At 61.6% G+C, this 14264-nt stretch carries 13 protein-coding genes and 1 pseudogene; 6 read left to right on the forward strand and 8 right to left on the reverse strand.

Going from position 1 to position 14264, the window contains the following annotated elements; all coding sequences use genetic code 11:
• The first annotated feature begins 15 nt into the window (after window positions 1-15).
• The 4 genes from ACCD02_RS03335 to ACCD02_RS03350 all read left to right on the forward strand — a co-directional run bounded on the left by ACCD02_RS03335 (window position 16) and on the right by ACCD02_RS03350 (window position 4878).
• Window positions 16-564, forward strand: coding sequence for a winged helix-turn-helix transcriptional regulator (locus ACCD02_RS03335; RefSeq protein WP_413298553.1), 549 nt, complete (start codon window positions 16-18; stop codon window positions 562-564).
• Entirely contained in the window at window positions 564-1706 is a 1143-nt protein-coding gene (locus ACCD02_RS03340; protein WP_413298554.1) for an HlyD family secretion protein, read from the forward strand. The genes ACCD02_RS03335 and ACCD02_RS03340 overlap by 1 nt, the downstream gene beginning before the upstream one ends.
• Complete coding sequence (locus ACCD02_RS03345; protein WP_413298555.1) at window positions 1703-3307, forward strand: DHA2 family efflux MFS transporter permease subunit; 1605 nt, start codon at window positions 1703-1705, stop codon at window positions 3305-3307. Before ACCD02_RS03340 ends, ACCD02_RS03345 begins: the two co-directional genes overlap by 4 nt.
• 107 nt (window positions 3308-3414) lie before the next feature.
• Window positions 3415-4878, forward strand: a complete 1464-nt coding sequence (locus ACCD02_RS03350; RefSeq protein ID WP_413298556.1) for an efflux transporter outer membrane subunit — start codon at window positions 3415-3417, stop codon at window positions 4876-4878.
• Between the two features lie 134 nt (window positions 4879-5012).
• On the opposite strand, the gene ACCD02_RS03355 is transcribed toward ACCD02_RS03350, so the two are convergent.
• On the reverse strand, window positions 5013-5834 hold the full coding sequence (locus tag ACCD02_RS03355; protein WP_413298557.1) for an alpha/beta fold hydrolase: 822 nt from the start codon (window positions 5832-5834) through the stop codon (window positions 5013-5015).
• A 274-nt stretch (window positions 5835-6108) separates the two neighbouring features.
• On the opposite strand from ACCD02_RS03355, the gene ACCD02_RS03360 reads away from it, so the two are divergent.
• The gene (locus ACCD02_RS03360) at window positions 6109-6675 is read left to right on the forward strand and encodes a DUF4865 family protein (protein WP_413298558.1); all 567 of its coding nucleotides are present in this window, start codon (window positions 6109-6111) and stop codon (window positions 6673-6675) included.
• 84 nt (window positions 6676-6759) lie between these two features.
• Here ACCD02_RS03360 and ACCD02_RS03365 read toward each other — a convergent pair whose 3' ends face one another.
• From ACCD02_RS03365 to gabT, 5 genes are all read right to left on the reverse strand, one after another.
• Complete coding sequence (locus ACCD02_RS03365) at window positions 6760-7611, reverse strand: LysR family transcriptional regulator (RefSeq protein WP_413298559.1); 852 nt, start codon at window positions 7609-7611, stop codon at window positions 6760-6762.
• Window positions 7612-7674: 63 nt separating this feature from the next.
• Window positions 7675-8583 (reverse strand): glutaminase B, encoded by a 909-nt coding sequence (gene glsB, locus ACCD02_RS03370; protein ID WP_413298560.1) that lies wholly within the window; start codon window positions 8581-8583, stop codon window positions 7675-7677.
• A gap of 184 nt (window positions 8584-8767) precedes the next feature.
• Entirely contained in the window at window positions 8768-9256 is a 489-nt protein-coding gene (locus tag ACCD02_RS03375) for an Lrp/AsnC family transcriptional regulator (RefSeq protein WP_259109110.1), read from the reverse strand.
• 52 nt (window positions 9257-9308) lie between these two features.
• Window positions 9309-9965 carry an HAD family hydrolase gene (locus tag ACCD02_RS03380; RefSeq protein WP_413298561.1) on the reverse strand — a complete coding sequence of 219 codons (657 nt, stop codon included), beginning with the start codon at window positions 9963-9965 and terminating at the stop codon, window positions 9309-9311.
• A 75-nt stretch (window positions 9966-10040) separates the two neighbouring features.
• Entirely contained in the window at window positions 10041-11336 is a 1296-nt protein-coding gene (gene gabT, locus ACCD02_RS03385; protein ID WP_413298562.1) for a 4-aminobutyrate--2-oxoglutarate transaminase, read from the reverse strand.
• A 210-nt stretch (window positions 11337-11546) separates the two neighbouring features.
• On the opposite strand from gabT, the gene ACCD02_RS03390 reads away from it, so the two are divergent.
• Entirely contained in the window at window positions 11547-12473 is a 927-nt protein-coding gene (locus ACCD02_RS03390; RefSeq protein WP_413298563.1) for a 2-hydroxyacid dehydrogenase, read from the forward strand.
• Window positions 12474-12627: 154 nt separating this feature from the next.
• Here the strand turns inward: ACCD02_RS03390 and ACCD02_RS03395 are convergent.
• A pseudogene (locus ACCD02_RS03395) lies at window positions 12628-12744 on the reverse strand (tartrate dehydrogenase); the annotation flags it as partial.
• A gap of 41 nt (window positions 12745-12785) precedes the next feature.
• Window positions 12786-14243, reverse strand: coding sequence for an NAD-dependent succinate-semialdehyde dehydrogenase (locus ACCD02_RS03400; protein ID WP_413298564.1), 1458 nt, complete (start codon window positions 14241-14243; stop codon window positions 12786-12788).
• Window positions 14244-14264: the final 21 nt, after the last annotated feature.

Here is a 14264-nt window from a genome sequence, read left to right on the forward strand (position 1 = left end):
GCGAGGGCCCCGTTCATGAAGCACAAAAGCTTTGAACACATGAATTGCCCGGTGGCCTTGAGCCTGGAGCACGTCGGTGAGTGGTGGAATATCCTGATCCTGCGTGACGCCTTCTACGGCCTCAGCCGCTTCGACGAATTCCAGAACAGCTTGGGCATTGCCCCCAACACCCTGACCCGCCGCCTCAACGAGTTGGTCGAAGCCGGTGTTCTGGAACGCCATATTTATAGCGAAAAGCCGCCGCGCCATGACTACCTGCTGACCCCTCGTGGTCGTGAGTTCCGTCCGGTGGTGCTGATGATGATGGCCTGGGGCGGCAAGCATTTCTCCAATGGCCAGCCGGCGATCCAGTTGGTCGACGACCAAAGCGGCGAGCCGGTGGAACTGATCCTCACCGACGCCCGCACCGGTAAGCCGATCAGCTTCACCACCCACAGCCTGCGCTCCCTGCCTCATGCCAGCGCACAGAACCGCTGGCGCATGGAAACCGGCCGGGAACGTCGCCAGGCCTATCGCAACGCCCTCCTTAAAGCCTCCACTTCGCCTTCGACAGGTAAACCGTGATGAACAGTTCTCTCCCGGCCAGCGATACGGCCGCCGCCAGCACGTTGGAAAAGCCCAAACCGACGCTGCTCAAACGCCTGGCACTGGCACTGCTCGTCATTGCCGCCCTGGTTGCCGCCGTGCTCTATGGCCTGCACTGGTGGACTACCGGGCGCTTTATCGAATCCACCGACGATGCCTATATCGGCGGCGATGTCACGGTAATCGGGCCGAAAGTCTCGGGCTATATCACCGAGCTGAAAGTCATCGACAACCAGTTCGTGCATGCCGGCGACCTGTTGGTGAAGATCGACGATCGCGATTACCTCGCCACTCTGCACAAGGCCGAGGGCGCCATCGCCGCCGAAGAAGCCTTGCTGGCCAATCTGCAGGCCACCGAGCAACTGCAACAGGCGGTGATCGGCCAGGCCAAGGCCGGAATCGACGCCACATCAGCAGAAACCGTGCGCTCGCGCGATGACAACGTACGTTACAAGGAACTGGCCAGCCGTTCGGCGGTGTCCCTGGAAAGTGCCCAGCGCGCAGACGCTACCTTCAAGACCGCCCAGGCCAACGGTGCCAAGGCCCAGGCCAGTCTGCTCGCCGCACAACGTCAGCTGGATGTGATCGCCACCCAGAAACAACAGGCCCGCGCTGCTCTGATGCAGGCCAGGGCCGAACGTGACCTGGCGCAGTTGAATGTCGGCTACACCGAATTGCGCGCGCCCATCGATGGCGTGATCGGCAATCGCCGCGCCCGGGTCGGCGCCTTTGCCGCAGCGGGCACTCAGTTGCTGGCGGTGGTTCCGGCCAGTGGCCTGTGGGTCGATGCCAACTTCAAGGAGGATCAGTTGGCCGATATGTTGCCTGGCCAGCCGGTGAGCATCCATGCCGATGTGCTGCCGGGCCGGGTCTTCCACGGTCACCTGGACAGCCTGGCACCGGCGACGGGCGCGCAATTCAGCGTACTGCCGCCGGAGAACGCCACCGGCAACTTCACCAAGATCGTCCAGCGGGTGCCGGTGCGGGTACGCCTCGATGCGGCCGACAATACCCTGGGCAAATTACGTCCGGGCCTGTCGGTGACGGCTGAAGTTGATACCAAGGCCGGTTCCGTCGACGAACCCGCAGTCGCCGCCGCCAACGGCAGCAAAGTGCAATGAGTACCGTCAGTGCCAGTCCGGCCCGCCCTGCCCCGGCACATTTCGATGCGGCCTCGATGCCTACCGCGCAGAAAGTGTTTGCCTTCGCCACCATGTGTATCGGCATGTTCATCGCCCTGCTGGATATCCAGATCGTCTCCGCGTCGTTGCGGGACATCGGCGGCGGCTTGTCGGCCGGCGCTGACGAAACCGCCTGGGTGCAGACCAGTTACCTGATCGCCGAAATCGTCGTCATCCCCCTGTCGGGCTGGTTGTCCCGGGTGTTCTCCACCCGCTGGCTATTCTGCATGTCCGCCGTGGGTTTCACCCTGACCAGCATGCTCTGCGGCGCGGCCTGGAATATCCAGAGCATGATCGCCTTTCGTGCCCTGCAAGGTTTCCTCGGCGGCTCGATGATCCCCATGGTGTTCACCTCGGCCTTTATGTTCTTCACCGGTAAACAGAAGGTTATAGCTGCGGCAACCATCGGCGCCATCGCCTCCCTGGCGCCGACCCTGGGCCCGGTGATCGGTGGCTGGATTACTGAAGTCTCGTCCTGGCACTGGCTGTTCTATATCAACCTGGTGCCAGGCGTGTTCGTCGCCATTGTCGTGCCGATCCTGGTGCGAATCGACGAGCCGGACCTGTCTCTGCTCAAGGGTGCCGATTACCTGAGCATGATCTTCATGGCGCTGTTCCTCGGTTGCCTGGAATACACCCTGGAAGAAGGCCCACGCTGGAACTGGTTCAGCGATCAGGTCATCCTCACCACCGCCTGGATTTCCGGGATCTCGGCCCTGGCCTTTATCAGCCGCACCCTGATGGTCAAGAATCCCATCGTCGACCTGCGTGCCCTGGGCGAGCGCAACTTTGCGCTCGGCTGTTTCTTCTCTTTCGTCACCGGTATCGGCCTGTTCGCCACCATCTACCTGACCCCGCTGTTCCTTGGCCGGGTTCGCGGCTACAGCGCTCTGGACATTGGCCTGGCCGTATTCTCCACCGGGGTGTTCCAGCTGGCGTCGATACCGGTCTATGCGTTCCTCGCCAACCGCGTCGACCTGCGCTGGATCATGATGCTTGGTCTTGCGTTGTTTGCCCTGTCGATGTGGGACTTTTCACCGATCACCCACGACTGGGGCGGCAAGGAACTGATGCTACCCCAGGCCCTGCGCGGCATCGCTCAGCAGATGGCGGTGCCGCCGGCGGTGACCCTGACCCTGGGTGGCCTGGCCATGTCCCGGCTCAAGCAGGCCTCGGGGTTGTTTAACCTGATGCGTAACCTCGGCGGCGCCATCGGTATCGCCGCCTGTGCCACCATCCTCAACGACCGCACCAACCTGCACTTCACCCGCATGGCCGAACACCTGAACAGCAGCAACGAGGCCATGAACCAGTGGCTGAGCCAGGTTGGCAGCAACCTCGCGGCAATGGGTCAGACCGGCAGCGAAGGCAACACCGCCGCCCTGCATCAACTGTGGTTGCTGACCCTGCGCGAAGCCCAGACCCAGACCTACTCCGACGCGTTCCTGGCAATCATGGTCTGCTTCATCGTCGCCACGCTGATGGTGCCGCTGATGCACAAGGTGGCCCCGCCTGCTGCGCCTTCGGCTGATGCCCATTGAAGACTGCAGAGCGTTCCTGTGGGACCGGCTTTAGCCGGGATTACGCATTCCCGGCTAAAGCCGGTTCCACGATCAGAGAGTTTTGTTTTGTTGACGAGAGTGCCGCCATGTTCCTGTCCAGCTTTCAACGCTTCGCCCTGAGTGCCCTGTTCCTCGCCATCACTGGTTGCACCGTCGGCCCGGATTATCAGGCCCCTGGCAATACCCTGACCGCGCAATACACCAACCAGGCCCGCTTGCAACAGCGCGTCGGTGAAGCCCCGGCTCCGGCCCTGGATACCTGGTGGAACGGTTTCGCCGATCCGGAACTGAGCCGCATCATTGACCGGGTACTTGCACAGAATCTCGATCTGCAAGTGTCCCTGGCCCGGATCGAACAAGCCCGCGCCGTGGCCCGTCATGCCGGTGCCGAGCGCCTGCCCCAGGGCGCGCTGGACGCTCAGGCCGTACGCCAACGTCAGTCGCTGAACAGTCCGCTGGGTGAAATCGGCAGCGCCTTCCCCGGCTACAAGCGCAACCAGACCCTGGAAAATCTCGGTGCCGGCGCCAGTTGGGAGGCCGATCTGGCCGGCGGGCTAAAACGTGGCGAAGAAGCCGCCAGCGCCGAAGCCGAGGCCGCCGAAGCCAGCCATGCCGGGGTGCGCATTTCCGTTGCCGCCGAAGCTGCCGATGCCTATTTTCGCATTCGTGGCGCACAGCAGCGCATCGCTCTGGCAGAGGAACAGGTGAAGACCGAATCCGGCCTGCTGGCCCTGGTCAATGATCGTTTGCGCAGTGGCCTGGCCACTCAACGCGAGCAAGCTCAGGCCCAGGCATTGGTGTCCCAGGCCCGCGCCACGCTGCCACCGTTGCGCACCGAACAGGCTTTGCAACTCAATCGCCTGGACGTGCTGATGGCTGCCCAACCCGGCACCTATGCCAAGGAACTGCTGACCACGGCGCAGACCTACAAGGTGCCGACCATCAACGACAGCGAAGGTCCCGCCAGCCTCCTGCGCCGCCGCCCCGACGTGATCGCCGCCGAACGTCGCCTGGCCGCCAGCAATGCGCGCATCGGCGAGTCCATCGCCGAGTACTACCCGAAGGTGTCGCTATCCGGCCTGCTGGGCTTCGAAAGTCTGCACAGTGGTTCGTTGATCGGCTCTTCGTCTTTCCAGCCACAGGCAGCGATCGGCCTGCATTGGCGGCTGTTCGATTTCGGTCGCGTCGACGCTGAAGTCGCCCAGGCCATAGGCGCCAACGCCGAGGCCCTGGCCGAGTACCGCCAGGCCATGCTCAAGGCTGCCGAAGACGTGGAAAACGCCATCGTCACCCTGACCGAACTGGAAGCCCAGCGTCTGGATGTGAATCAGGAAGTCGAAGCCCACAAGGTGGCTCGCGCAGCCGCCGAAGATGCTTACAAAGGCGGGGCCATCAGCCTGGTGGAAGTCCTCGACGAAGACCGCCTGTTGCTCACCTCACGGGATCAACTGGCGCAACTGCACGCCAACGATGCCAGGGCGGCAGTGTCGACGTTCAGGGCATTGGGAGGGGGTTGGCCGCAGGCTGTGCAGACTGCTGACCGAGAATAATCGCGGGAGCCGCAGAGCCATTATTGTGGGACCGGCTTGAGCGGGAAGGCAATATGACAGGCGATAGAAATGTATTCACATGCCTGCATCTTCCCGGTTCAAGCCGGTCCCACATATTAGGCAGACAAAGGCAATCAGCCCTTGATGAAGCCCAACAGAATCTCGTTGATCTCGTCGGCCATCACGGTGCACATACCGTGGGAACCACCGGCAATGATCTTCAGGGTCGAACCGCTGATCAGCTTGGCGGATTTCTTCCCGGAAGCATCGATCGGCACGATCTGGTCGTCATCACCGTGCAGGACCAGGGTCGGCACGTCGATTTTCTTCAGGTCTTCGGTGAAGTCGGTTTCCGAGAACGCCTTGATGCAGTCCAGCTCGCCCTTGATCGAACCGAGCATGCCCATGCGCCAGAAATCATCGATCACACCCTGGGAAGCCTTCGCTCCCTCGCGGTTATAGCCATAGAACGGAACTGGCAGGTCCTTGAAGAACTGCGAGCGGTCGGCGGTAACGCCAGCGCGAATGCCATCGAACACGTCGATTGGCAAACCTTCAGGATTGCTCGCGCTCTTGAGCATGACCGGCGGCACGGCGCCGATCAGCACAGCCTTGGCCACTCGGGAAGTGCCATGGCGACCGATATAACGCGCCACTTCGCCACCACCGGTGGAGTGGCCGATCATGATCGCGTCTTTCAGATCCAGTGCTTCGAACAGCTCAGCCAGGTCATCGGCGTAGGTGTCCATTTCGTTACCTTCCCACGACTGGCCCGAACGGCCATGGCCACGACGGTCGTGGGCGATGACCCGATAACCCTTCTGGCCGAGGAATACCATCTGCGCATCCCAGGCATCGCCGTCCAGCGGCCAGCCATGGGAAAACACGATCGGCTGCCCGGTGCCCCAGTCCTTGTAGTAGATCTCGGTACCATCTTTGACCTTCAGCGTAGCCATGGGTGCGTCCTCTATGTGGTTGAGCGGGGTAAGGTGATGAAGACTAGACCTGCTCCGGGAGAACGCCTTGAATGGTTGTGCTGTTTAAGACCGGAGGTTGGAAGCAGAGCGCCTGACTCAGGCCCCCCATCGCCAACCATCGGGCTGCTGCACTGACGGTGCCGGCCTCTCGAATGATTTCCAAAACCCATCACACCTATGCCCGCAGCGGTCTGTTACTCGGGGCGACCACGTCGCACTCTGGTTCCTGTCTTCCATTCACAGGAGCTTCGCCATGTTGACCATGCAGTATTCTCATCGCCTCCCCGCCGACTACGACCTGCAACTGATCCGCCAGCGCGCAGCCGATCGCGGGCCGTTGTGGGACGATCGTCAGGGCCTCGCCTGCAAGGCCTTCGTCGCCACAGAGAAAAATCGCCACGGCGCCAATGGCAACCTGTATGCATCGATCTATCTGTGGCGCGACACATCCGCCGCGACGGCCTTCCTGACCGGCGAGAGTTTTCAGGGCGTGATTGATTCGTTTGGTCGCCCGCACGTGCATACCTGGCTGACCCTTGATGCCCGGCTAGGGCCGGCACGCAACGCCTTGGCCCTCTACAAGGAAGTTGTTCCCCTGGCTGCCTCGGCAGATCGCGAGCAAGTGCTGAAGCATGAAATCCAACGCAACCAACTGTTGGCCGACAGCAGCGATACCCTGGTCGCCTGGACCGCACTGGATGCCGATGCCTGGCAACTGCTGCGTTTCCGGTTGTCTGCGGCATCGGCGCAAACGGTTGAAGGCCAGAGCGTCTATGAAGTGCTCTATCTCGCCCGGCCCGAGCTGGAACAACTGAGATGAACGCAGAGTTGCGTGCTCATCTATGGGGCTTGCTGGCGGGTGCGGCGCTGATCATCGGCCTGACCCTGCTGATCGTGTTGCTGATCAGGCATTAGCCGTCGAGCGAACCGCCGACGCCAGAGTCTGCAGGACACCGCGCACCTGAGGTGTCGAGGCGCTGGAATAAAGGATCACTTCGCGGCTCGGCAGTATCGGCAGGCCCAGTTTCGCACCGACATCCACCAGTCCGGCAGGGGCCACACGCCGGGCCAGTGCCGCCACAGCCAGCCCGGCGCTGACCGCCGCACCGATGGTGCTCATGCCGCCACCGACAAACACCTCGGTCCAGGCAACCCCCGCCTCGTCCAGCAGCGACGTCGCCATCGCGCGCATGCTGCAGGGCGCCGGCTGGGTGGCCAGGCGCAGAGGCTCGCCGGGACGATGTTCGAAGTCCTCGGCGGCCATCCAGGCAAACTGCTCCTTGAACACCACTTCGCCATCCCGGCGCCGGTTGTCATAGCCCAGCACCAGGGCACCGCCAAGCAGGCCACGGTCGAAGGCATCGCGGATATCCCGGGAAGTACCGATATGCAGTTCGATCTGCAGATTGGGCTGCACGGCCTTGAGGTGCTTGAGCAGCAATGGCAGTTCCGCGCCGATGATGTGATGGCTGATGCCCACTACCAGTCGTTGCTGCGGTTGCTCGAAGGAACCGATGGCGCCCTGATGGGCTACCAGCAGGTTACGGGCAGCGGCGAGGAAGGTGCTGCCCTCGGCGGACAGCCTGACCTTGCGCGGTGTGCGCTCCAGCAGGCGACGGCCGAGGGTGTCTTCAAGACGCTTGATTTTCAGGCTGACCGCCGACTGCGTGGTGTCGATGATCTCCGCCGCCCGGGTAAAACTCTTGAGATCGGCCACCAGTACAAAGGCCTGCACCGCATCGATATCCAGCGCCATGATTGATAACCCCTGGAAATGGCTAAGCCATCCAAAGATATGATTCTGCCATGACTGAGCGAATCAGAACACCGACCAGTTGATCCGGGCACTGAGTTTTTCCAGGGCGGCCATACCCACCAGGGAGTTGCCTGCCGCGTTCAGCTCCGGCGACCAGACGCATACCGAGAACTGCCCCGGCACTACCGCAACGATCCCGCCGCCCACCCCGCTCTTGCCCGGCAGGCCGACGCGATAAGCGAAGTTGCCGGCCTCGTCGTACAGCCCGCTGGTGGCCATGATGGAGTTGAGCTGGGTGGTCTGGCGCGGCGTGAGAATCTGCTCGCCGCTATGGACACAAAAGCCTTCATGGGCCAGGAAACTGAAGGCCTTGGCCAGGTCGATACAACTCATGCTCAGGGCACAGTGATGGAAATAGCTGCGCAGTACCGCCTCGACATCGCCGTGGAAGTTATCAAAGGACTTCATCAGATAGGCCGCCGCCGCGTTGCGCGAGCGGTGCTGATACTCCGACTCGGCCACCACGGCATCGGAGACGATCTTCGGATTACTGCACAGGCGCCGGACGAAATCGCGCATCGACAGCGACGGCGCGGCAAAGCGTGACTGGTTGATGTCGCAGATCACCAAAGCCCCGGCGTTGATGAACGGATTGCGTGGCCGCCCGCGCTCGAATTCCAGCTGCACCAGAGAGTTGAACGGCTGCCCGGAAGGCTCATGGCCCAGTCGCTGCCAGATGTCCTCCCCGGTGTGACCAATGGCCTGGACCAGGCTGAACACCTTGGAAATACTCTGGATCGAGAACAGCGTGCCGGCATCGCCAGCGTGATACAGCTCACCATCGTTGCTGTACACGGCAATACCCAGTTGATTCGGATTGACGCCACCCAGGGCCGGAATGTAGTTGGCGACCTTGCCCTGGCCGATCAGAGGACGTACTTCGTCGAGGATTTCGTTCAACAGCGACTGCATGGATGACCCCGGTGTTTTTGGGGCAGCATCAGACCCTATTGTGCACGCCAGCACAAGCCCGTTGGAGCGAGGCTTACCCGCGAAATCGATACTCCAGACTCAGAAACCGTATGGGAAGCGCTGGCCCCTTCGCGGGCAAGCCTCGCTCCAACAAGGTGACAAAACCGGGCTGTCCCGTCAGCTGTCAATGCCGCAACAACTTGCGCAACGGCACGCCATCCTTCATCACCGGCGACTTGATGACGATGTAGCTGAAGTACTTGGAGATACCGATATTCTTGTCCAGCAGCTCCTCTACCACCTCCTGATAGTGCTGGATGCTGCGGGTCATGAAGCGCACCAGGTAGTCGTAGCCACCGCTGATCAGGTGGCACTCGAGCACTTCGTCAACCAGACGGATATTGGCCTCGAACTTGGCGAAGTCTTCGCGCTTGTGATCGCTCAGAGAGACCTCGGTGAAGACCGTTACCGAATCGGTAATCTTCGCCAGGTTGAGATGGGCCTTGTAGCTGGAAATGTAGCCCGCTGACTCCAGGCGCTTGACACGTTGCAGACAAGGGCTTGCCGACAGACCTACAGCATCCGCCAGGCTGACGTTGGTCATGCGGCCGTCTTTTTGCAGTTCGACCAGGATATTGATATCGATCCGGTCCAGTTTGACCAACCCTTCCATCACACGCCTCTTGCTTGGTAACTATTCGATACAGGCCTACCTTCTAACAAAATCAGCACCTTAAAGACAACTGATGCTGTCGCACGAGGTCGGCCATGCTGCTGATACAGAAGTCTGCCGGGCAAGCTTTACGATGTTCGGCGGCACCACGGCGGATCAGGCACAGGCCACCGTCTCCCAGCGCCTGGGCCGGTGGCCGCGACAGCAACAGCGTGTCCGCAGGGTCAATGTCCAGTTCCCCCAGCCAGTCGCTGCCGTCCAGCGGATTGTCGGCCAAAGACAGCAGATGCTCAGGCAAAAGGCCCAGGCGCTCGCACAAGACACCACGATCCTCCACATCACGGTCGGCGTATACCCGCAGGTGATAAAACTTGCGCAAGTACAGCATCGCACCCGGTACATCCTCGAACAAGGTCCAGCCCGGTACCGAGCGGGCGAAGCTCATGCCCTCTTCCCAGCTGGACTTGATCGCCAGGCGCTCGGCCATCTGCCGATGGGCAAAGCACAGCATGCCGCTGAAGCCAAGTTCCGCGTAGCGCGGATACAGCGAGCGAATCACGTCCTTGTATTCGGCCAGAATCTGCCCCTTGTCCGGCGCCTCAAGGCGGTTTTCCAGCAGCGGCTGCAAGGCCGCCCAGACGCCCGAATCCCGATCCACCAGTACTTCGTCGCAGTCGATCAGCAATGCGCGGTATTCAGTCAGCCCCATGGCAGGTACAACCTCCAGTTCATCCCGGTATGCCCGCTGGCCGATCCTTGTCGAACCGACCCGCGATGCCAGTGGTCAGGCGATCAAGATACGTGCCAGAGCACCGTCGAGAATGCCCAGGGCTTCGTCGATCTGCGCTTCGGTGGTCACCAGCGGCGCGAGGAAACGCATGACGTTGCGATACACCCCGCACTTGATGACCAACAGACCGCCGACCCGAGCCTGATCAATCAGTTGCTGAGTCAGGTCGGCATCCGGGCTGCGCTCTGCATCGCCCTTGATCAGCTCGATGGCTACCATGAAACCGGTAGCGCGTACGTCGCCGATACGCGGGTAGCGCGCTTGCAACGCGAGCAGGCCATCGCGCAGACGATCACCCAGCACCTGGCCGCGTTCCACCAGTTTCTCCTCGGCGTAGGTGTCGATCACCGCCAGCGCTGCAGCACAGGCCAGGGCATTACCGCCGTAGGTGCCGCCAAGGCCGCCGGGCAAGGGTGCGTCCATGATCTCGGCACGACCGACCACGCCCGACAGCGGGAAACCGCCGGCCAGGCTCTTGGCCACCGTGACCAGGTCCGGCTGAATGCCAGCGTGCTGAAAGCCGAACATCTTGCCGGTACGACCGAAGCCGGTCTGGATCTCATCAAGGATCAGTACAATGCCGTGTTGCTCGGTGAGCTTGCGCAGTGCCTTGAGGAACTCCACTGGCGCGGCGAGGAAACCACCGTCGCCCTGTACCGGCTCAATAATAATGGCGGCGACGCGATCCGCCGCGACCTGAGTCGCCAGCAGTTCATTCAGCGCAGCCAGAGCCATGTCGCTGCTGAAACCGCGGTACTCGTTCGGGTACGGGGTATGGAAGATCTCCGGGGCAAACGGACCGAAATTCTGTTTGTAGGGCTGGCTCATGCCGGTCAAGGTAGTGCCCAGCAAGGTACGGCCGTGGAAGCCGCCGCGGAAGGCAATGACTGCAGAACGATTGGTATGGGCGCGAGCAATCTTGATGGCGTTTTCCACCGCCTCGGCGCCCGAGGTGAAGAGCACGGCTTTGTGTGCCACTTCTCCGCCGACCATTTGTGACAGGCGCTTGGCCAGTTCGATATAAGGCTGATAAGCCGCGACCTGGAAACAGGCATGGGTAATCTTGCTCAACTGGCCCTGCACCGCCTTGACCACATTGGGGTGGTTATGACCGATGTTGAGCACGCCGATGCCGCCAACGAAATCCAGATAGCGCTTGCCATCCACATCCCACAGCTCCGAGCCCTGGGCGCGGTCGATGACCAGTGGGTGCGCATTGACAATTCCGCGCGGTACAAACTGTTCACGCTGGCGCAGTAAATGGTGTGCTTCGTCGACTTTGCTGTTCATGATTGTTCCTGTAGGTAGTGAGCCGCGTAGTGAGCCCGGCAACCGGCAAGTGGCTGCGATGCTGTTCAGGTTAATCGTTCGGCGAAATGATCTACGCCGAACTTGCCCGCTCAGAAACCCGGATCCACTGTTTTGCCCTGTACTTTCAACAGATCATGCTCCGCCGTTGCGGCATCATGGACGCCCCTCTTCTTTAACCAGGAAATGCCCATGGCGCTGCTCTACAAAGCTGACCCTGCGCGCGGCGAACAGTGGCAGGCGTTGTTTGCCGAACACGCCCCGGATATCCAATGGCGCGCCTGGCCGGACATCGGCGACGGTGCAGAAGTCGAATATCTGGCCGCCTGGCAGGCGCCGGACGACCTGGCAACCGTGCTGCCCAATCTCAAAGTATTGTTCGCCTTGTCGGCGGGGGTCGATCAACTGGATCTGAGCCGCATACCGCCGAGCCTGCCAGTGGTTCGCTTGCTCGATCCGGGCATCAGTCGCGGCATGTGCGAGTACGCCAACTGGGCCGTGCTCAGCCTGCATCGCGACATGCTGTGCTATCGCCAACAACAGGTGGCCGGACAATGGCAGGCTCATCGGTTGGTGCCCGCGAGCAGGCGCCGGGTGGGTGTCATGGGGTTGGGCCTGCAGGCGCAGCATATTCTGGCAAGCCTGAAACCGTTCGGTTTTGCCCTGTCCGGCTGGGCTCGCAGCCAGCATGAGATTGACGGCGTCGAGTGTCATGCCGGAGCGGAGCAACTGCCGGCCTTTCTGTCCCGGTGCGACATTCTCCTGTGCGTGTTACCCCTGACCGAACAGACCGAGGGTATCCTCGACAAAGCGCTGTTCGCGCAACTGCCCAAAGGCGCAGCGCTGATCAATATGGGTCGTGGCGGGCATCTGCGTGAAAACGACTTGCTCGAAGCGCTGGACAGCGGCCAATTGAGCGCGGCAATTCTGGATGTGCTGCAACAGGAACCGGCAGCACCGGATCATCCATTCTGGAAGCATCCGCAGATCATGCTGACCCCTCATATCGCCGCCATGACCCAACCGGAAAGTGCCTTTGCCGGGTTGCTGGAGAATATTCGCCGCTTTGAGCGTGGGGAAAAGATGCTCGGGCAGGTAGATCGCGGGCAGGGTTACTGAACCTTACGCTTTAGGGCCAACGGCGGGAGCGAATGATGTGGGAGCGAATTCATTCGCGAAGAGGCCAGTACATCCGACGTATTTGTATTGTCTGTAATACCGTCTTCGCGAATGAGTTCGCTCCCACAGTTCACTACTACAGTCGTTCACCCTCCATCTTGCCGCGCTCCAGGTAATAGTCGCAGTTGGCCGCCCACCCGAAGACTTTCACCTCAAGTTCGAGCTGCCATTTCTGCGCGACCTTTTCCAGTGCGCGCAGGCCCTCAGGCATGATTTCCTGACCGATGCCGTCACCGGCTGTGCAATCGATGATTAAAGGCCGCCGACATGAAATGCCTTCACTTCCAGGTATTCATCCAGACCGTAGCTGGAGCCTTCGCGGCCCAGGCCCGACTGTTTGACGCCACCGAACGGTGCCACTTCCATGGAAATGATCCCGGTATTGAGGCCGACCATGCCGAACTCCAGTGCTTCGCCGAAACGCCATGAGCGACGCAGGTCCTGGGTGAAGTAGTAAGCGCCCAGGCCATAGGGTGTGGCATTGGCCAGCGCCAGCGCCTGGGCTTCATCAGTAAAGCGCATCAGCGGGGCAACGGGGCCGAAGGTCTCTTCGTTGGCCAGTAACATGCCGGCGTGGGTATCGCCCAGTACCGTGGGCTGGACGAACTGGCTATCTCCGTCCGGGATGCCGCCGCACAGCAGCGTAGCGCCCTGGCTCAGGGCATCGTCGATATGTCGTGCGACCTTGCTCACTGCCGCCGGGTTGATCAGCGGGCCGATGGTCACACCTTCGTCCATACCATCGCCAACCTTGAGCTTGCCTACCTCCTCCACCAGGCGTTGGGCGAAGCGTTCATAGATGCCGTCCTGCACCAGGATGCGGTTGGCGCAGACGCAGGTCTGCCCGGCATTGCGGAACTTGCTCAGCATAATGCCGGCGATGGCCTGCTCCAGGTCGGCATCATCGAAGACAATAAACGGTGCATTGCCGCCCAGTTCCAGGCTCAGGCGCTTGATGTGCTCGGCGCTCTGGCGCATCAGCAGACGGCCCACGGCGGTGGAACCGGTAAAGGAGATCTTGCGTACCGCCGGGTTGCCGGTCAGCTCCTCACCGATGCCTACGGGCATGCCGGTCACGACGTTGAAGACCCCGGCCGGAATACCGACGCGCTCAGCCAGCACGGCCAGGGCCAGGGCCGACAGCGGGGTCAGGTCCGAAGGCTTGACGATGATCGGGCAACCCGCCGCCAGGGCCGGCGCACATTTGCGAGTGATCATTGCATTGGGGAAATTCCACGGGGTGATAGCCGCACACACACCCACCGGCTGCTTGAGGGTCATCAGCCGGCGGTCAGCGCTGGGTGCCGGGATCGTCTCACCGTAAGAGCGGCGCGCTTCTTCGGCAAACCATTTGACGAAGCTGGCGCCATAGCGAATCTCGCCCTTGGCTTCGTTGAGCGGTTTGCCCTGCTCCAGGGTCATGATCAGGCCGAGGTCGTCGAGGTTATCGAGCATGGCCTGATACCAGCGCTCCAACAGTGCCGCGCGTTCAGCCGCCGGGCGCGCTCGCCAGGCCGGCCAGGCCCGCTCGGCTGCCTCGATGGCCCGACGGGTTTCCCCGCCTTGCAGGGCTGGAACCCGGGCCAGAATCTCACCCGTCGCCGGGTTGGTCACATCGAGGGTGGCGCCGTCGTCGGCAGCCAGCCACTGGCCATCGATATAAGCGAGTTCGACTAAAAGGCTGGGGTCCTGCAAATGATGCTTGAGCATGGTCGAGTCCTGATCCGGGAT

It is taken from the genome of Pseudomonas sp. Pseusp88 (genome assembly GCF_047303955.1).
Taxonomy (GTDB): domain Bacteria; phylum Pseudomonadota; class Gammaproteobacteria; order Pseudomonadales; family Pseudomonadaceae; genus Aquipseudomonas.